This window comes from Allobosea sp. MMO-172 (genome assembly GCF_037147855.1).
Taxonomy (GTDB): domain Bacteria; phylum Pseudomonadota; class Alphaproteobacteria; order Rhizobiales; family Beijerinckiaceae; genus Allobosea.
In genome coordinates this window covers 18,331-35,258 of sequence record NZ_JBBCUM010000012.1, presented here as the reverse complement: position 1 = coordinate 35,258, position 16,928 = coordinate 18,331, and the positions used below count along the sequence as shown (strand labels likewise).

At 66.6% G+C, this 16,928-nt stretch carries 18 protein-coding genes and 1 tRNA gene; 12 read left to right on the top strand and 7 right to left on the bottom strand.

The window, feature by feature from the left end:
- The first annotated feature begins 1 nt into the window (after nucleotide 1).
- The gene (hflX, locus tag WFK61_RS17760; RefSeq protein WP_336813547.1) at nucleotides 2-1,330 is read left to right on the top strand and encodes a GTPase HflX; all 1,329 of its coding nucleotides are present in this window, start codon (nucleotides 2-4) and stop codon (nucleotides 1,328-1,330) included.
- 12 nt (nucleotides 1,331-1,342) lie between these two features.
- Here hflX and mazG read toward each other — a convergent pair whose 3' ends face one another.
- On the bottom strand, nucleotides 1,343-2,179 hold the full coding sequence (mazG, locus tag WFK61_RS17755; protein ID WP_336813415.1) for a nucleoside triphosphate pyrophosphohydrolase: 837 nt from the start codon (nucleotides 2,177-2,179) through the stop codon (nucleotides 1,343-1,345).
- 99 nt (nucleotides 2,180-2,278) lie between these two features.
- Between mazG and arfB the strand changes: the two genes are divergently transcribed.
- Nucleotides 2,279-2,698: an alternative ribosome rescue aminoacyl-tRNA hydrolase ArfB gene (gene arfB / locus WFK61_RS17750; RefSeq protein ID WP_336813414.1), complete on the top strand. Its 420-nt coding sequence runs from the start codon at nucleotides 2,279-2,281 to the stop codon at nucleotides 2,696-2,698.
- Nucleotide 2,699: 1 nt separating this feature from the next.
- Nucleotides 2,700-3,275 carry a regulatory protein RecX gene (locus WFK61_RS17745; protein WP_336813413.1) on the top strand — a complete coding sequence of 192 codons (576 nt, stop codon included), beginning with the start codon at nucleotides 2,700-2,702 and terminating at the stop codon, nucleotides 3,273-3,275.
- A 19-nt stretch (nucleotides 3,276-3,294) separates the two neighbouring features.
- Here the strand turns inward: WFK61_RS17745 and WFK61_RS17740 are convergent, their stop codons facing one another.
- The 3 genes from WFK61_RS17740 to WFK61_RS17730 form a co-directional block, all read right to left on the bottom strand.
- On the bottom strand, nucleotides 3,295-3,441 hold the full coding sequence (locus WFK61_RS17740; protein WP_336813412.1) for a hypothetical protein: 147 nt from the start codon (nucleotides 3,439-3,441) through the stop codon (nucleotides 3,295-3,297).
- Between the two features lie 74 nt (nucleotides 3,442-3,515).
- Entirely contained in the window at nucleotides 3,516-4,490 is a 975-nt protein-coding gene (locus WFK61_RS17735; RefSeq protein WP_336813411.1) for a Bug family tripartite tricarboxylate transporter substrate binding protein, read from the bottom strand.
- A gap of 218 nt (nucleotides 4,491-4,708) precedes the next feature.
- Complete coding sequence (locus WFK61_RS17730) at nucleotides 4,709-6,496, bottom strand: peptide ABC transporter substrate-binding protein (protein ID WP_336813410.1); 1,788 nt, start codon at nucleotides 6,494-6,496, stop codon at nucleotides 4,709-4,711.
- Between the two features lie 450 nt (nucleotides 6,497-6,946).
- Here WFK61_RS17730 and WFK61_RS17725 point away from each other — a divergent pair, with 450 nt between their 5' ends.
- Nucleotides 6,947-7,870 (top strand): hypothetical protein, encoded by a 924-nt coding sequence (locus WFK61_RS17725; protein WP_336813409.1) that lies wholly within the window; start codon nucleotides 6,947-6,949, stop codon nucleotides 7,868-7,870.
- Between the two features lie 12 nt (nucleotides 7,871-7,882).
- Here WFK61_RS17725 and WFK61_RS17720 read toward each other — a convergent pair whose 3' ends face one another.
- A complete protein-coding gene (locus WFK61_RS17720) occupies nucleotides 7,883-8,089 on the bottom strand; it encodes a hypothetical protein (protein ID WP_336813408.1) in 207 nt (68 codons plus the stop codon).
- 230 nt (nucleotides 8,090-8,319) lie between these two features.
- Here WFK61_RS17720 and WFK61_RS17715 point away from each other — a divergent pair.
- The 8 genes from WFK61_RS17715 to WFK61_RS17680 all read left to right on the top strand — a co-directional run bounded on the left by WFK61_RS17715 (nucleotide 8,320) and on the right by WFK61_RS17680 (nucleotide 16,103).
- Nucleotides 8,320-8,409 (top strand) — tRNA-Ser (locus WFK61_RS17715).
- Nucleotides 8,410-8,839: 430 nt separating this feature from the next.
- Nucleotides 8,840-9,898: a septal ring lytic transglycosylase RlpA family protein gene (locus WFK61_RS17710; RefSeq protein ID WP_336813407.1), complete on the top strand. Its 1,059-nt coding sequence runs from the start codon at nucleotides 8,840-8,842 to the stop codon at nucleotides 9,896-9,898.
- 45 nt (nucleotides 9,899-9,943) lie between these two features.
- Nucleotides 9,944-11,179 carry a D-alanyl-D-alanine carboxypeptidase family protein gene (locus tag WFK61_RS17705; RefSeq protein WP_442896323.1) on the top strand — a complete coding sequence of 412 codons (1,236 nt, stop codon included), beginning with the start codon at nucleotides 9,944-9,946 and terminating at the stop codon, nucleotides 11,177-11,179.
- Nucleotides 11,180-11,188: 9 nt separating this feature from the next.
- Nucleotides 11,189-11,839 carry a dTMP kinase gene (gene tmk, locus WFK61_RS17700; RefSeq protein ID WP_336813406.1) on the top strand — a complete coding sequence of 217 codons (651 nt, stop codon included), beginning with the start codon at nucleotides 11,189-11,191 and terminating at the stop codon, nucleotides 11,837-11,839.
- A complete protein-coding gene (locus WFK61_RS17695; protein ID WP_336813405.1) occupies nucleotides 11,839-12,909 on the top strand; it encodes a DNA polymerase III subunit delta' in 1,071 nt (356 codons plus the stop codon). The genes tmk and WFK61_RS17695 overlap by 1 nt, the downstream gene beginning before the upstream one ends.
- Nucleotides 12,910-12,930: 21 nt before the next feature.
- A complete protein-coding gene (metG, locus tag WFK61_RS17690) occupies nucleotides 12,931-14,490 on the top strand; it encodes a methionine--tRNA ligase (RefSeq protein ID WP_336813404.1) in 1,560 nt (519 codons plus the stop codon).
- Nucleotides 14,490-15,290 (top strand): TatD family hydrolase, encoded by an 801-nt coding sequence (locus WFK61_RS17685; RefSeq protein WP_336813403.1) that lies wholly within the window; start codon nucleotides 14,490-14,492, stop codon nucleotides 15,288-15,290. The genes metG and WFK61_RS17685 overlap by 1 nt, the downstream gene beginning before the upstream one ends.
- 9 nt (nucleotides 15,291-15,299) lie before the next feature.
- The gene (locus tag WFK61_RS17680; RefSeq protein ID WP_336813402.1) at nucleotides 15,300-16,103 is read left to right on the top strand and encodes an MBL fold metallo-hydrolase; all 804 of its coding nucleotides are present in this window, start codon (nucleotides 15,300-15,302) and stop codon (nucleotides 16,101-16,103) included.
- A 174-nt stretch (nucleotides 16,104-16,277) separates the two neighbouring features.
- Here WFK61_RS17680 and WFK61_RS17675 read toward each other — a convergent pair whose 3' ends face one another.
- Both WFK61_RS17675 and WFK61_RS17670 read right to left on the bottom strand, forming a co-directional pair.
- Nucleotides 16,278-16,613, bottom strand: coding sequence for a type II toxin-antitoxin system RelE/ParE family toxin (locus WFK61_RS17675; RefSeq protein ID WP_336813401.1), 336 nt, complete (start codon nucleotides 16,611-16,613; stop codon nucleotides 16,278-16,280).
- Nucleotides 16,610-16,888 (bottom strand): type II toxin-antitoxin system Phd/YefM family antitoxin, encoded by a 279-nt coding sequence (locus tag WFK61_RS17670; protein WP_336813400.1) that lies wholly within the window; start codon nucleotides 16,886-16,888, stop codon nucleotides 16,610-16,612. The genes WFK61_RS17675 and WFK61_RS17670 overlap by 4 nt, the downstream gene beginning before the upstream one ends.
- Nucleotides 16,889-16,928: the final 40 nt, after the last annotated feature.

Below are 16,928 nucleotides of genomic sequence, written 5' to 3'. Positions count from 1 at the left end.
GATCGAACGCGACATCGCCGCGAATACGCGCGCCTATGTCGTGGGACCTTACCTGCAGAAGCGCGGCGTCGCGGTCGATGCCAACCAGCGTTCCTTCGCGGCGCGGCTGGACGAGGCTGTCGGCCTTGCGGCCGCGATCGACCTGACCGTCGTCGAGCCTGTGCAGGTTCTGCTGACCGCGTTGCGACCGGCGACCTATCTCGGCAAGGGCAAGGTCGAGGAGCTGGCCGAGCGCATCAAGATCGAGGAAATCGGCCTCGTCGTGATGGACTGCGCCCTGTCGCCGGTCCAGCAGCGCAATCTCGAGAAGGTATTCGGCTGCAAGGTCATCGACCGCACCGGCCTGATCCTCGAAATTTTCGGTCGGCGCGCCCGTACCAAGGAAGGCGCGCTGCAGGTCGAGCTCGCGCACCTGAATTACCAGAAGAGCCGATTGGTCCGGTCCTGGACCCATCTCGAACGCCAGCGCGGCGGCTTCGGCTTCCTCGGCGGCCCCGGCGAGACCCAGATCGAGGCCGACCGGCGCATCATCCAGGAGCGGATGACCAAGATCGAGCGCGATCTGGAGAGCGTGAAGCGCACCCGTTCGCTGCATCGCGCCAGCCGGAAACGCGTGCCTTATCCGATCGTTGCGCTGGTCGGCTACACCAATGCCGGCAAGTCGACGCTGTTCAACCGGCTGACCTCGGCCGAGGTCCTGGCGCAGGACATGCTCTTCGCCACGCTCGACCCGACGGCGCGTGCGATCAAGCTGCCGCATGGCGCGCGGATCATGCTCTCCGACACGGTCGGCTTCATCTCCGACCTGCCGACGCAGCTCGTCGCCGCCTTCCGCGCCACGCTGGAGGACGCGATCGAGGCCGACGTGCTGCTGCATGTCCGCGACGTCGCCCATGAGGACACGCAGGCGCAGGCCGCCGACGTGCAGGCAATCCTGCGCGATCTCGGCATCAACCCGGACGACGGCCAGCGCGTCATCGAGGTCTGGAACAAGGCCGACCTGCTCGACCCCGCCGAGCGCGAGCGCCAGCTCGGCATCGCGACGCTCCGGCCCGATGGCTCGCGCCCGGTGCTGGTCTCGGCATTGACCGGGGAAGGCATCGAGCGCCTGACCCGCGCGATCGAGACGCGGATCGCGCTGAGCCGGCCGGTCTATACGCTGGAGCTGGCTCCGGGAGACGGCAAGTCGCTGGCCTGGCTGCATGCCAATGGCGAAATCCTTGAACGCGAAGATGGCGAGGATGGCGCGCTGAAGCTCGTTGTGCGCTTGCCCCTGGAGCGGGAAGGGGCGTTCACGGCGCGCTTTCCCGAGGCTGTGCGGCGGGGGTAAGCCCCGCCGCCGCTAGCCAGCGTTCTTCTCCCGCTTCTTCACCGCCTGCCAGAGCGCTTCCATCTCGTCGAGACTGGCATCCTTGGCAGTCCGGCCCTCGGCTTCCAGCGCGTCCTCGATCGCCTTGAAGCGGCGCTCGAACTTGGCGTTGGCCGCGGCGAGGCAGCCTTCCGGATCGGCATCGGCGTGGCGGGCGAGATTGGCGACGACGAAGAGCAGGTCGCCGATCTCCTCGTGGATCGCGGCCTTGTCGCCACCGGCAAGGGCCTCGTCGATCTCGGCTGTCTCCTCGCGGATCTTGTCGAGCACGAGGCGCGCATCGTTCCAGTCGAAGCCGACGGTCGAGGCCCGCGCTTGCAATTTCCAGGCGCGGGTGAGCGCCGGCAGGCTATGCGGCACGCCGGCGAGCACGCCGCGCTCCTCCGTCTGCGGCGGCAGCCCGGCCGCTTCACGCGCCGCCGCCTTGGCGGCCTTCTCCTCCGCCTTGATCCGATGCCAGAGCACCTTCACCTCGGCGGGTGAGAGATCGCGCGCATCGCCAAAGACATGCGGATGCCGGCGGATCAGCTTGGTGGTGATCGCCTCGACCACGTCGGGGAAGGCGAAGGAGCCTTCCTCCTCGGCCATGCGGGCATGGAACGCGACCTGCAGCAGGAGGTCGCCTAGCTCGTCCTTGAGGTCGAGCTTGTCGCCGCGGGCGATGGCATCGGCGACCTCGTAGGCCTCCTCGACGGTATAGGGCGCGACCGAGGCGAAATCCTGCTCCAGGTCCCAGGGGCAGCCGGTCTCCGGCGTGCGCAGCGCGGCCATGATCGCGATCAGGCCGTCGATCTCGCGTGAGGGCTTCAACGCTGGATGTCTCCGTGAATGCAGGCGGAGCATTGCGCGAAGAAGCGGGAGCCGGTTTTTCGCTGAGGCAATGCGCAAAACTTTGATAATCCTCCTCCCATGATTCAAGCTACCCCGTCCATCGCGATCGACGAGAGCGAGATCGAGGAGAGTTTCGTGCGCGCCTCCGGTCCGGGCGGCCAGCACGTCAACAAGGTCTCCAGCGCGGTGCAGATCCGCTTCGACGTGCGCCGCTCGCCGTCACTGCCGAATGATGTCGCGATCCGGCTGATGAAGCTCGCCGGCAGCAAGCTGACGCAGGAGGGCGTGATCGTCATCGTCGCGCAGACCCATCGCAGCCAGAAGCGCAATCGCGAGGAAGCTGTGGAGCGCCTGCTCGAGCTGATCCGGGCCGCCGCCGTGCGGCCGCAGGTGAGGCGCGCGACCAAGCCGACCAAGGCCTCGAAGGAGCGCAGGCTCGCCTCCAAGGAGAAGCGCTCCGGCGTCAAGGCCGGCCGGCAGAGGCCGGACTCCGACTAGGATGACGGAGCAAGGCGACAGGCGAGGGCAGGGTGCCCGTCCCGTCCGGGCACCGCGCCGGATCACGCCGGATTATCTCCAGCGCGCGGCAATGCACTATCTCGAACGCTATTCGGCGCCGGCCGCGCAATTGCGCCGGGTGCTGGCGCGCAAGATCGCCCTGAGCTGCCGCCATCATGGCGAGGATCCGGCGGCGCATGCGGCTGCGCTCGATGATGTCGTCTCGCGCTGCGTCGGTTCCGGACTGGTCGACGATCAGCGCTTCGCCGAGGCGAGGGCTGCGACGCTCCGGCGTCGTGGCCGTTCGGCGCGTGCCGTCGCCGCCTCGCTCACCGCCAAGGGCGTGGGCCGCGAGCTCGCGGAAGAGGCCAGCAATGTGGACGAGGCGGAGGAATTGGCCGCGGCCCGGAAAGCCGCGCGACGCAAGCGGCTCGGCCCCTGGTCGCGCGGCGACCGCTCGGCGAGCCGGCAGAAGGATCTCGCAGCCCTGGCGCGGGCCGGCTTCTCGATCACCATCGTCCGCGCCGTGATCGATGGCGCGGACGACGAAGATTTGGAGAGCGACACGCGGGCCTGACGGCAAAAACCATGTCGTCTCAGGTCGGAATGCAAGTCTGTTTCACGGCATCCCATGTCCCGTCCTGACAGGGCACGGTCGCGAAATCCGTGAGGAAGCCCACCGCCAGGAGCGCGGCAAAGGCGGCCAGCGCGACCGCCAGACCGATCATTGCGAGCCTCATCATCTACCCTCGTTCACGCATCGGCGCGCGAATTCAGGTCGTTTCGATACAGGCGAAAACGTCTCCAGCCCGCAGCCTCACTCCAGCTTGACCTGCGCTTCCTTGACGACCTTGCCCCAACGCTCGACCTCGGCCGAGACGAACTTGCTGAAATCGTCGCCGGCCAGTGTCGGGATCGGCGAGCCGCTCTTCTTCCAGACGGCGTCGATGGCGGGCGTCTTGAGCGCCTTCTGCACCTCGCCGCGCATCCGGGTCACGATCTCGGCAGGCGTGCCCTTCGGCGCCCAGAGCGCGTACCAGGTCGAGACTTCGTAGCCGTCGAGACCGGCCTCCTTGGCCGTCGGCACATCGGGAATGGCCTCGGACCGGGTCGGGGCCGCGACAGCGAGCGCGCGCAAGGCACCGCTCTGGATCTGGGCGGCCGATGAGCCGAGCCCGTCGAACAGCAGGTCGACCTGGCCGGCGACCGTATCCTGCAAGGCCGGCCCCGCGCCGCGATAGGGCACATGGGTCAGCTTCGTCTTGGTCGAGATCTGGAAGAGCTCGCCGGCAAGGTGATGCGTCGTGCCGTTGCCGGCCGAGGCATAATTCAGCTTCTCCGGGTTTTTCCTGGCGAAATCGACCAGCTCGGCAACCGTCTTGGCCTGGACCTTGCCGGGATGGACGACGATCACCTGCGGCGGCTGGGCGATGACCGCGATCGGGATGAAGTCTGTCTGGATGTTGTAGTCGAGCTTCGGATAGAGCGCCGGCGCGATGGCGTGATGCGCGGCGCCAACGAAGAAGGTGTAGCCGTCCGGCTTGGCTTTCGCCGCGGCCGAGGCGCCGACCGTGCCGCCGGCACCGCCGCGGTTCTCGATGATGATGCGCTGGCCGAGTTGCTGGTCGAGCTGGGCAGCGAGCGGCCGGGCGAAGGTGTCGGTGCCGCCGCCGGCCGGGAAGGGCACGATGAAGGTGATCGGCCGGGCTGGCCAGGTCTCGGCCACGGCCGGCGCGGCCGCCAGCAGCGCGAAGGCCGCTGTCGCGAGGATCAGATCTCGTTTCGTCGTCATCTGGATGCTTCTCCCTTGGTGCGGCGCTTCTCGGCCCCCGCCTTCGTGGCGTGCAGGGTGCAGGGGGCGCCGGAAAATCGGCCGGATCGCTCGTCGGTTTCAGGGCGAGCGCGGCCGCGTCGAACCGGATGTGTGGAAGCATTCCCGGCCCTTGATGGGCCGGGGTGTCGTTGGATCGGAGACCGGGCGAGAGCCGGCCTCCGAAACAGGCGCGGCGATCAGCTGCGATACCAGCTCGCCAGGTTCCAGGTCGTGACTTCCCAGCCCGAGATATCGGGCGTCAGGCTGTTGGCGGAGGCGCCGACGACCGTGCGCGACAGGACCGGGAGAAGGACGTTGGCCTCGCAGAAGATCTCGTTGACCTTGATCAGCAGCGCAGCGCGCTTGACCGGGTCGAGCTCCTTCTGGGCAGCCTTGTAGGCCTTGTCCGCCTCCGGGTCGGAGTAGCGCGAGACGTTGCGACCCAGCCACTTGTTCTCCTTGCTGGCGATCTCCCAGGAGACCAGCTGGTTGAGGAAGCGCTCCGGGTCGGGCTGCGGCTGCGTGGTCGTGTACATCTCCATGTCGCAATACAGCTTGGTGTAGGTGTCTGGATTGGCGACATCCGACGAGAAATACACCGAGGCCGTGACCGACTTCAGCTCGAGATCGATACCGGCGCGCTGACAGGCCTGCTTGATGATGGCCTGGGTCTTCTGGCGCGGAGCGTTGATCGAGGTCTGGAAGACGTATTTGAGCTTCTTGCCGTCCTTCTCGCGGATGCCGTCGGCGCCCTTCTTCCAACCGGCGTCGTCGAGGATCTTGTTGGCCTTGTCGATGTTGAACTCATATTTGAGCTTGGTCGACTTGAACTGCTTGGGCTCGTTCACGAAGCTCGCGGTCGCGACGCCGCCGCGGCCGTAGATGAACTTCTCGATCGAGTCGCGGTCGATCAGCAGGTTCATCGCCTGGCGCACGGCCGGATCGCTGAGCGAGGGGTGCTTGGTCTTGACGCTGGAGCGCTCGCCATCGACCTCGGTCCACGGATCGGTCGTGTTCAGGATGATGAACTCGACGTCGCCGCCCTTCACCGCCACGACCTTGCCGCGGCCGCCGGCTTCCATGCGCTTGAGGACCTCGTCCTCGACCTGCAGGTTCCAGGCATAGTCGTATTCGCCGGTCTGCAGCACGGCGCGCGCCGCCGAGACCGCATCGCCGCCGCCCTTGACCTCGAGCGTGTCGAACTGCGGCTTGTTCTTGACGTGGTAGTTCTCGTTGCGCGCAGCCAGCACGATGTCGCCGGGCTTGAAGTCGACGAACTTGTAGGCGCCGGTGCCGACGGGCTTGAGGTTGGCCGGGGCCTCGCGCGACTTGGCGCCCTTGTACTCGCCGAAATGGTGCTTCGGGATGATCATCCCGGCGACGCCGACGAAGGGGTCAGCCCAGAACGGGGTCGCTTCCTTGAAGATCACCTTGATGGTGTGGCTGTCGATCTTCTCGACCTTGATATTGGCGTAGGAGCCGGTGGTGTAGGCGGCCGTCGCCGGATCGGCGGCATATTCCCAGGTGAAGACGGCATCGTCGGCCGTGAACGGCTTGCCGTCATGCCATTGCACGTCCTTCTTCAGCTTCCAGATGACTTCCTTGCCATCGGCGGAGAGGCCGCCATTGGCCTTGCTCGGGATTTCCGCGGCGAGCTGCGGAATGAGGTTGCCTTCCTTGTCCCAGCCGGCGAGCGGCTCGAAGAAGATGCGCGAGGCGATCTGATCCTTGGTACCCGAGGCGAAATGCGGGTTCAGCAGCGTGGGCGCCTGCCAGAGCAGGATCTTCAGCGGCCCGCCGCCGCCGGCCTTGGTCGGTTTGTAGGTGTCGGCCGGCTGGGCCATTGCTACGTCGTTCCAGGCGAGAATCTGGCTCGCCATCGGTGCCGTGATACCTACGGCCGCCATTCTCTGGATGAAGGATCGTCGCGACAGCGAGCCGTCCTTCACACCCGCGACCAGGCCGCGGATTTCCTCTTCCTTCATGGGTTCCCTCCACCTTTCAGCATAAACGGTGCCCCGGCATTCGATGCCGTGTTTTCGTTGGCGCGCCAGCAATGCATGGCCGGGCGCGGGCGTCCAGTCGGCGAATGGGCGGAGCATGCCGGCAATGCCTCCGATGCGTGTCTCCGGCCTGTTATGGGCCGTCGACCCGACGCCAAACCGAGGAATCAGCGCTCCAGAAGGGGCTTCTCTCAGGAAAAGCGCCGGTTGCGCGCAATTTTACATTCCGAATTGAACGCAATTTGAGAGTTCCCGGCCATTGCTGCCCCCGCGAACATGTGGCTGCGGGGTTTTATGTTCACGCGATACGTTACCTTCATCTTCCTGGTCGGCTTGAGCGCGCTTTTCTTCACGAGCGGGCGCTCGGCAACGCTGGGCGAAGAGGTCCGGAAAGACCTGGTTCATGTCGTCACGACGGCGGAACGAGGGACCTTGCCCGACTCGGCGGGCACAATGCCGGTGCCGGTCGCGGCCGAAGCCATCGTCGATGCCTACAGGCAGGAGCTCGACCGGAACTGCCGTGAGTTGACGAAAGCGATGGGGCGCGGCGATGGCGGCATTCGCCTCGAAGCGCATTTCGTTACGCCCGTCGACGTCAACGGCGATGGGCGGGCCGACCTGTTCATGACCTCGGCCGGCGCTCCTTGCGACGGCGCGCCGACCTATGATTCAGGCTCGGCCGGACACGGAGCGCGCTGGGCCGTTTCAACGGCGGAGGGAACCTACAGGGTCAGCTCTCCGCTCATGCGCAAGGCCGAGATCCAGGAGACGCTGAACAACGGCTACCAGGTCATCATCCATCTTCACGGGCTGGCCTGTGGCCGCGCCGGGGCCTCGCAATGCCGGCATGTCGTGCGGTTCGACCGCGATGGGCAGATGCACAGCCTCGCCTGGCCCGACGGGCGGGACAGCAAGGCCGACCAAGACAGGCCGGCGGTCCAGCCGGTCGCCGTCGCTGCTGCCCCAGCAGCAGCCGATGTCGTCGATCTCGACAGGATCGATGGCGCCTCCTTCGGCGGCTACGACCACAATGGCAGCGTGATGTGGACGGCGCTGTCCGAGGGCCTGATCGTCTATGCCGAGCCCAAGGCTGCGGTTCGTGACGTGGTGAAGCCCGGCAGCGTGCTCTTCCGCGGCAAGCCCTTCCAGCAGGGCGGCCGCTTCGAAGGCACCGCCTATGCCTTCAAGAAGGGCTGCGCTCCTGCGCCCTATGCCGTCCGCGGCAGCTATTCGCGCGACAACGCGACGATCACGCTGCGCGGCGCCGGCCCTGTCCGGCAAGGCTGCGATGTCGTCGGCTACTCGGAGAGAAGCCCTCACGCCGTGCTGAAATTCACCAGCATGATGAGTCCGTGACGCGGCAGCGCGTCACTGGCCCTGGTTCGATGAAGCTCGCTCCAGGGCAGCCACGACATCCTCGACGCTCTCCTTCACGCCGAGGAGAAAGTCCTTCCGGAACGCGATGATCGTATCCGGAGGCTCGCCCTTGAACTGGTAGACCACCGCCACCTGGTCGGGGTTCACGTAGACAGGCTTCCCGTCGCCGGGCGATGTGAACTTGCAGAGCTTCGACATGATCGGCTTCGATCCCGTGGTTGCGGAGGGATGTGGGCCTCTCCCATACCGGCGATCGCGCACGACGCAAAACGACCGCAGGCGAGATCGGGAACAATCTTTGCCGTAGGGTCGGCTTGGCCATCCCTGTTCTCACAATCCACGCACTACAAAAGGCCACTCCAATGCTCGCCGGAACTCCTCATCTTCCGCTTGCAAATCGACGCTCCGACCGGCATTGAACGCTCGCCGGAAGGGTGGCCGAGTGGTTTAAGGCAGCGGTCTTGAAAACCGCCGTGGGTGCAAGCCCACCGTGGGTTCGAATCCCACCCCTTCCGCCAGCGCCTTCTGAAGCTGGCGAGTTACCGCGCCCTGTTCGACGCTTCAAAATCGCCACGCCCCCTCGTTGTCGCTCGCGGCTATCTCATCAGGTTGCCTGCCAGCCCTCGACCGTGTCCTGACGGCCACGCTGCACAGAAAAATGGCTGTCGCGAATGCCCCGGCGTTGACATGCGCCGCATTTCGAACACTCCTGTGGCCGCCCAACGGCGCAGGGATGGCCTGTTCATTGGTCCGCTTTTCAGCGGATTTTAGCGGCTTAACGATCCCTTAATGGAATTGGCCAAAAACTCGGCTCGATCGCCTATGGCGATGAGCTGACAGAATGTTTTTGGCGCAGAAAGCGGAATTGGCGGAATGACTCAAGACGCGCGCTTCTCGGCCAAGGGGACCAACTCCACGATGCCCGGGTCGATGCCAGCGTCTTCTTCCATGCCCACCGTCGCCCGCATGGGCTGCGTGATTCTCGCTGGCCTGTTCGCGGCCAATTGTGCCGGCAACCAGACCGCCGGCCGCCGCTCCAAGGAAATCGGCGCCTTCCCGCAGGCGAAATACGGTGCGGCCAGCCCGCGCGTCGTCGCCGAGGGCGAGGAAGTGCCGAAGGGTGGCGGACGCCAGCTCGTCGGCAAGGCCTATTCCGTCGCCGGCAAGCGCTATACTCCGTTCGAGAAGCCCGTCGGCTATTCGCAGGTCGGCCTGGCTTCCTGGTATGGCGAGGCCTTCCATGGCCGACGCACCGCCAATGGCGAGGTCTATGACCGCTACAGCGTCTCGGCCGCGCATCCGACCATGCCGCTGCCGGCTTATGCCCGCGTCACCAATCTTCTGAACAACCGCTCGATCATCGTGCGCGTCAACGATCGCGGCCCCTTCCATGGCGGCCGCATGATGGACCTGTCGCAGACGACGGCCGACGCGCTCGCCTTCCGCCATCTCGGTACGGCGCGGATCAAGATGGAGTATCTCGGCCAGGCATCGCTCGCCGGCTCCGACGACAAGCTCCTGCTCGCCACGCTGCGCACCGACGGCTCGGCCGCGCCGATCCCGGGCACCAGTGCCCGCACCATGGTCGCGAGCGCCGAGCCCGTCGCAACCACGCGCACCCGCAGCGTCGATATCGATGCCCAGCCGGCGGCGGAGCCCGAACCGACGCCTGTCGTGCAGGCTTATGCACCGCAGCAGCCGCGGACGATCACGCCCTCGACCCCGGTCGTCGCCACGCTGGCCTCGACCGTCTCGACGCCGGTTGAAGCGACGTCCCTGCGTTCCGCGCCGTTGCCGCCGAACCGGCCGTTCGACCTCGACACCATCGCCAACGCGGCCAAGCCCGTCGCGGTTCCCGCGACGCTGCGCACCACCCTGCCGCCGACGCGCGCCAGCGTCGCGAGCCTGTTCGCCGCCCCGGAGAAGGGCGCGGGCGAACGTCTCGCCAAGACCCACCCACTCAACAAGCTGGCGCCGCAGACCCTGCAGCCGCTCGCGCGGAACTGATCTCCAGCTTGACCTGATGGCGGGCGCTCTGCTTCACATCGAAGCATGAGCGTCTTTTGCCGTCAGACCGGGCTTCGTCAGGCAGGACTTGCCGCGCCGCGCCGGGCTGCCCGCCGGCTGATGGCAGGGCTCGTGCTGGCATGCGGGCTCCTGAGCGCAGGCTCGGCCGCTCTCGCCCAGGGCTTCCAGTCGCAGGCGCCCTATGCCGTGCTGCTGGATTCGGACACCGGTGCGGTTCTCTACGAGAAGGCTGCCGACGAATTGATGGTGCCGGCGAGCATGGCGAAGCTCGCAACCGTGCTCGTCGCCTTCCAGGACCTCAATGCCGGCAAATTGACGCTCGACAGCGAGATCGGCATTTCCGAGAACGCCTGGCGCAAGGGCGGCGGCCCGTCGGGCGGCTCGGCAATGTTCGCCATCCTCAACAGCCGGATCAAGCTCTCCGACATCCTGCAGGGCATCATCGTCCAGTCCGGCAACGACGCCTCGATCGCGCTGGCCGAGGCTATCGCCGGCGACGAGCCGACCTTCGGGCGGATCATGACCGAGCGGGTGAGGGGGCTCGGCCTGACGAAATCCGTCTTCCGCAACGCGACCGGCATGCCCGATCCGCAGCAGCGGGTGACGGCGCGCGAGCTCGCTTTGCTCGCCGACCACATCATCAAGACCTATCCCGAACTCTACAAGATCTTCGGCCAGCGCGAGTTCACCTGGAACAAGATCCGCCAGCAGAACCGCAACCCGCTATTGACGATGGATATCGGCGCCGACGGGCTCAAGACCGGCAATATCGAGGAATCGGGCTTCGGCCTCGTCGGCTCCGCCGTGCAGAACGGCCAGCGGCTCGTGCTGGTCGTCAACGGCCTCAAGTCGGCGCGCGACCGGGCGACGGAAGCCCGCAAGCTGCTCGAATGGGGGTTCCGCGCCTTCGAGCGGCGCCAGCTCTTCGCCGCCGGCGAGACTGTGGGCGAGGCCAGCGTCTATGGCGGCGAGAAGGGCCGCGTCGCGCTCCGGAGCAAGAGCGCGGTCAGCCTGCTGCTGCCGCGCGGCAGTACGGAGCGGTTGGCAGCCCGGATCGTCTATCGCGGCCCGCTGACCGTGCCCGTCCAGGAGGGCGCGGAGGTGGCGCGGCTCGTGGTGACGCGCGGTGACATCAGGACGCTGGACATTCCGCTCTACGCGGCCGAGAGCGTGCAGGCCGGCACCTTGCAGTCGCGCGCGCTCGACGCGCTGCTGGAGGCGACGACCGGCTGGGTTCGCAAGGCCCTGAGCCGGAGCTGAGCAGGTCGGGTGAGCAAGGGACGTTTCATCACGCTCGAAGGCGGGGAGGGCGCCGGCAAGTCGACGCTGGCGCGTGCGCTGAGCGAGCGTCTCGGCGCGGCCGGCCTCAAGGCGCGGACGACGCGAGAGCCCGGCGGCTCGCCCAAGGCCGAGGCCATCCGCGAGATGATCCTGGCCGGGCAGGCGCGCGATTACGGCCCCTTCGCCGAGGCGCTGATGTTCTCGGCCGCCCGGATCGACCATATCGACAGCCTGATCCGCCCGGCGCTGGATCGTGGCGAATGGGTGATCTGCGACCGCTTCATCGATTCGACGCGGGTCTATCAGGGCGTGCTCGGCCAACTCGACAAGAGCGTGCTGGCCGAGCTGGAGGCGGTAACGATCTCCGGCCTGATGCCGGAATTGACGCTGATCCTCGATCTCGATCCCGAGATCGGCCTCGCCCGCGCCGCCAGGCGCCGCCGACCCGGCGAGGCGATCGACCGTTTCGAGGGCGAGACGCTGGCCTTCCACCGCAATCTGCGCCAAGCCTACCAGGATATCGCAAGCGCCGAACCGCAGCGCTGCGCCGTGCTTGATGCGACGTTGCCTCCCGAGGCGCTCGCCGAGGCGGCGTGGCATATCCTGCGCGAGCGCCTGCCTATCGATCCGGAAGTCTGATGCTAGCGACCAGCGACGAACCCGACCGGCTGCCGAGCGCGCCGCATCCGCGCGAGACGCTGGCGCTCGTCGGCCATGCCGTGCGCGAACGGACCTTCCTCGACGCGCTCGCGTCCGGCCGCATGCATCATGCCTGGCTGCTCGGCGGGCCCGAGGGCATCGGCAAGGCGAGCTTCGCCTATCGTGCCGCGCGCTTCCTGCTGGCGGCGGGCGATCCACAGGCGAGGGCGGCTCGCAGCGTCGATCTCGCGATGCCCGAGCACGATCCGGCAACGCGGCGCGTGATGGCGCAGTCCCACCCCGACCTGCATGTGCTGCGCCGGATTCCGAAGCCGGACGGCAAGAGCTACACCAGCAATATCCCGGTCGATTCCATCCGGCGCGTGATCGATCGCTTCGGGTCGAGCGCGGCCGAGGGTGGCTGGCGCGTCTGCATCGTCGACTCAGCCGAGGACATGGAACGCTCGGCCGCCAACGCCCTGCTCAAGCTCCTGGAGGAGCCGCCGCCGCGGGCGCTGTTCCTGATCGTCGCCCATGCGCCGGGGCGGATGCTGCCGACGATCCGCTCGCGCTGCCGGCTCCTGACCTTCGATCCGCTGGCCGAGGCCGATGTCGCGGAAGCCGGCCGGCTGGCGCTGGAGCGCATGGAGATGCCCTTCGACGGTTCGGCCCTGCGCCGGGCCGCGAGCCTGTCTGAAGGCTCCGTGCGCCGCGCGCTGACCTATGTCGATCCCGAGACGCTGGCGCTGGTCGAGGCGGTGAGGGCGCGGCTCGATGCCCTCCCGCAGATCGACCTCACCGCCCTGATGGCCTTGGCCGAAGATGTCGCCGGCAAGGCGGGCGAGCGCGACTTCGCGGTGATGATCGAGACCATACAGGGCTGGATATCGGACCATCTCCACGCGCATGCTGCGGCGCAACCGGCGCGCCTTGCACCGCTGGCGGAGGTATGGGAAAAGCTTGGACAGCAGGCGCGCGAGGTCGAGACCTATAATCTCGACCGCCGCCCGCTGGTGATGACCCTGTTTCATGATCTGTCGTCTGCGGTGTCCCGCTCGCGCGCAGCGTGAAGCGAAGCTTTCGGACAGACGATGGCCACGGCCCCGAAATTCTATCTGACGACCGCGATCCACTACACCAACGGGCCGCCGCATATCGGCCACGCCTATGAGATGGTGGCGTCGGATGCGATCGCGCGCTTCAAGCGGCTCGACGGCTACGATGTCTTCGCCATGACCGGCACCGACGAGCACGGCCAGAAGGTCCAGCGCACAGCGGCGCAGAACGGCCTCTCGCCGAAGGAATTCGTCGATAAGATCGCGGCGCGCTTCGAGGAGATGGAGCAGCGCCTCGGTTGTTCCTTCGACCGGTTCATCCGCACCACCGATGCCGACCACAAGATCTCGACAGACGAGCTCTGGCGGCGGATGGAGGCCAATGGCGACATCTATCTCGCCAAATACTCCGGCTGGTACTCGGTGCGCGACGAGGCCTTCTACGGCGAGGAGGAGACCACCCTCCAGCCCGACGGCACGCGCCTGGGCGGGCAGGGCACCCCGGTCGAATGGGTCGAGGAGGAGAGCTATTTCTTCCGGCTCAAGTCCTATCAGGACCGGCTCCTGAAGCTCTATGAGGACGTGCCGGACTTCATCTCGCCGGAGACCCGCAAGAACGAGGTCGTCTCCTTCGTGAAGGGCGGGCTCGAGGACCTCTCGATCAGCCGCACGACCTTCGACTGGGGCCTGCCCGTGCCGGGCGACCCGAAGCACGTCATGTATGTCTGGGTCGACGCGCTCAACAACTATGTCACCGGGACGGGCTTCCCCGATCCGGCGAGCCCGCGCGCGCATTACTGGCCGGCCGATGTCCATATCATCGGCAAGGACATCGTGCGCTTCCACGCGGTCTATTGGCCGGCCTTCCTGATGTCGGCGGGGCTGCCGCTGCCGAAGCGTGTCTTCGGCCACGGCTTCCTGCTGAACAAGGGTACGAAGATGTCGAAGTCGCTCGGCAACGTGGTCGATCCCTTCGACCTCGCCGAGACCTATGGCGTCGACCAGCTGCGCTATTTCTTCCTGCGCGAGGTCTCCTTCGGCCAGGACGGCAATTACAGCCACGACGCCATCGTCGGGCGCATCAATGCCGACCTCGCCAATGATCTCGGCAATCTCGCGCAGCGCTCGCTGTCGATGATCGCCAAGAACTGCGAGGGCAGGGTGCCGCCGCGCGGGACGCTCAACGAGGCCGACGAAGCCATGCTCGCCATGGCCGATGCGGCGCTCGCGAAGGCGCGCGAGGCGATGAAGGATTTCGCCCTTCACACCGTGCTCGCCGATCTCTGGGCCCTCATTGCCGAGGCGAACCGCTACTTCGCCAATAATGAGCCCTGGCGCCTGACCAAGACCGATCCGGCCCGCCGTGACACCATCCTCTATGTCACGATCGAGGTGCTGCGCGAGGTCGCGATCCTCGTGCAGCCGGTGATGCCGGTGGCGGCGGGCAGGCTGCTCGACCTGCTCGGCGTCGCGCCCGAGGCCCGCAGCTTCGCGGCGCTCGGCGCAGGGCATCGTCTCGCCAGCGGCGCCGCCCTGCCGGCGCCGAGCGCGATCTTCCCGCGCTATGTCGAGCCCGAGGACGGTCAGGCGGCGTGATGGTCATCGATACGCATTGCCATCTCGACTTCCCGGATTTCGCCGAGGAGTTGCCGGCCTATGTCGCACGGGCGGAAGAGGCCGGTGTCGGCCGGATGGTCACGATCTCGACGCGGGTCGCGCGCTACGCCGACTATGCCGCGCTGGCGGAGCGCTTTCCGTCGGTCTGGTTCTCGGTCGGCACGCATCCGCACAACGCCCATGAGGAGCTCGACGTCACGGCCGAGCGCCTCGTGGACCTGTCGCGCCATCCGCGCTGCGTCGCCATCGGCGAGGCCGGGCTCGACTATCACTACGATTCGAGCCCGCGCGCCGCACAGGCCCAAGGGTTGCGCACCCATATCGCGGCGGCGCGGATCACGCAGCTACCGCTCGTCATCCACTCCCGCGAGGCCGATGACGACATGATCGCGATCCTGCGCGAGGAGATGGGGAAGGGTGCCTTCCCTGCCATCCTGCATTGCTTCACCGCCGGCGAAGCGCTGGCCATGGCCGGCGTCGAGCTCGGGCTCTATGTCTCGTTCTCGGGCATCCTGACCTTCAAGACCTCGGAGAACCTGCGCCGGATCGCCCGGATGGTCCCGCGCGAGCGCCTGCTGATCGAGACCGACGCGCCCTATCTGGCGCCCGTCCCGTTCAGGGGCAAGCGCAACCAGCCGGCCTATGTCGTTGAGACAGCGAAGGTTCTCGGCGAAACGATCGGCGTCTCCTTCGACGAGATCGCTGGCATCACAACTGAGAACGCGCGGCGCTGCTACTGGAAGATGGACCACGCCGCGCCGGTCGCGCAGGTGGCCTGACCCGGCGCCATGACGCTCACCGTCACCATCCTTGGCAGTGGCTCCTCCGGCGGCGTGCCGCGGCCGGGCTCCGGCTGGGGCGCCTGCGATCCGGCCGAGCCGAAGAACCGGCGCCGGCGCTGCTCGATCCTCGTCGAACGCGCAGGCCCGGACGGAACGACGCGTGTGCTCGTCGATGTCGGGCCGGACTTGCGCGAGCAGCTTCTGGCAGCTGAAGTGCCGGCGCTCGACGGCGTGCTGCTGACGCATGACCATGCCGACCATACCCACGGCATCGATGACCTGCGCGGGCTCGTGCTGCATATGAAGCGGCGCATCCGCATCTACGCCGACAAGCCGACGCAAGCTACGCTACGCATGCGCTTCGGCTATCTCTTCGAGACGCCGTCCGGCAGCTACTATCCGCCGATCCTCGATCTCGACGAGATCACGGCCGGCCGGCCGCAGACCATCGACGGCGCTGGCGGGCCGATCACGGCGCTGCCGTTCCGGGTCGAGCACGGGCCTAACTACGAGGCTCTGGGCTTCCGCTTCAGCGATCTCGGCTATCTGCCGGATGTCAGCCTGATCCCGCCGGCCGCGATGGAGGCCATGGCCGATCTCGACGTGCTGATCCTCGACTGCCTGCGCGAGACGCCGCATCCCAGCCATTTCCATCTGGCGCAGTCGCTGGAGGCGATCGAGCGACTGAAGCCGCGTCGCGCGATCCTGACCAATCTCCATGGCGATCTGGATTATGCCAGCCTGAGCAAGCGCTTGGATGGAATTGCAGAGGTGGCGTTCGACGGGATGACGATCTCGGTTCCGGCCTGAAGGGCTGGCATTCCGAGCCGCATCGACATCAGAATTAGTTCCATAATATACCTTATGCGAATCGAACTTGGGCGGATTTCGACCCTCTTCCGACATTGCGCTGGACCGCGTTTGAAACGCCAATGAAGCCGTCGGAAGGTAGCCACCCTCCTTGTCGTCCGGCATGGCCGGCGATCACCCGCCCAGCAGTCGACGCTCGAGCAAGGTCTGCATGTCACGACGGCCGTCCGCGATGACGAGGATGAAAACCTTGCTGCCGATGACGCGATAGATCAGCCGATACGGATCGAGCAGAACCTGGCGGAAGTCCCGGATGCCGATTGCCTCAAGCTCCTTCGGGAAGCTGCCTCGCTCCGGATACCGCTCCAGTGTCTGGATTTTGTCGAGGAATGCGTCGAGAAGTGCCTCCGCCGCCTCGCTTGAACGATGCTCGGACAGGTAGGCGTGAATGCCTTCGAGATCGTCCTCCGCGCCTTGCGTCAGCTCGACCTCGAAATGGCTGGGCGTCATCGAGGATCAGCCGCTTTCGACCTCAGCCTTTCAACCACGGCACGGGCCGACTTGGTCTTGCCGGCGTCGACATCCCGCTGGCCGAGCGCCAGCAGCTTCAGCAAGGCGAGCGTCTCCTGCGTCTGCTCGAACGAGGCCACGTCCTGGATCACGGCCTTGGCCTCGCCGTTCTGCGTGATCACCATGGGTTCGCGCCGCTCGGCAAGGGTCGAGAGGATGTCGGCGGCGTTCGCCTTCAAATAGCTGATCGGCTTGACCTGGGCCGAATATCGCAAAGCGACCTCCCCACCTAAATTCAGTCCGAATATAGTCCGC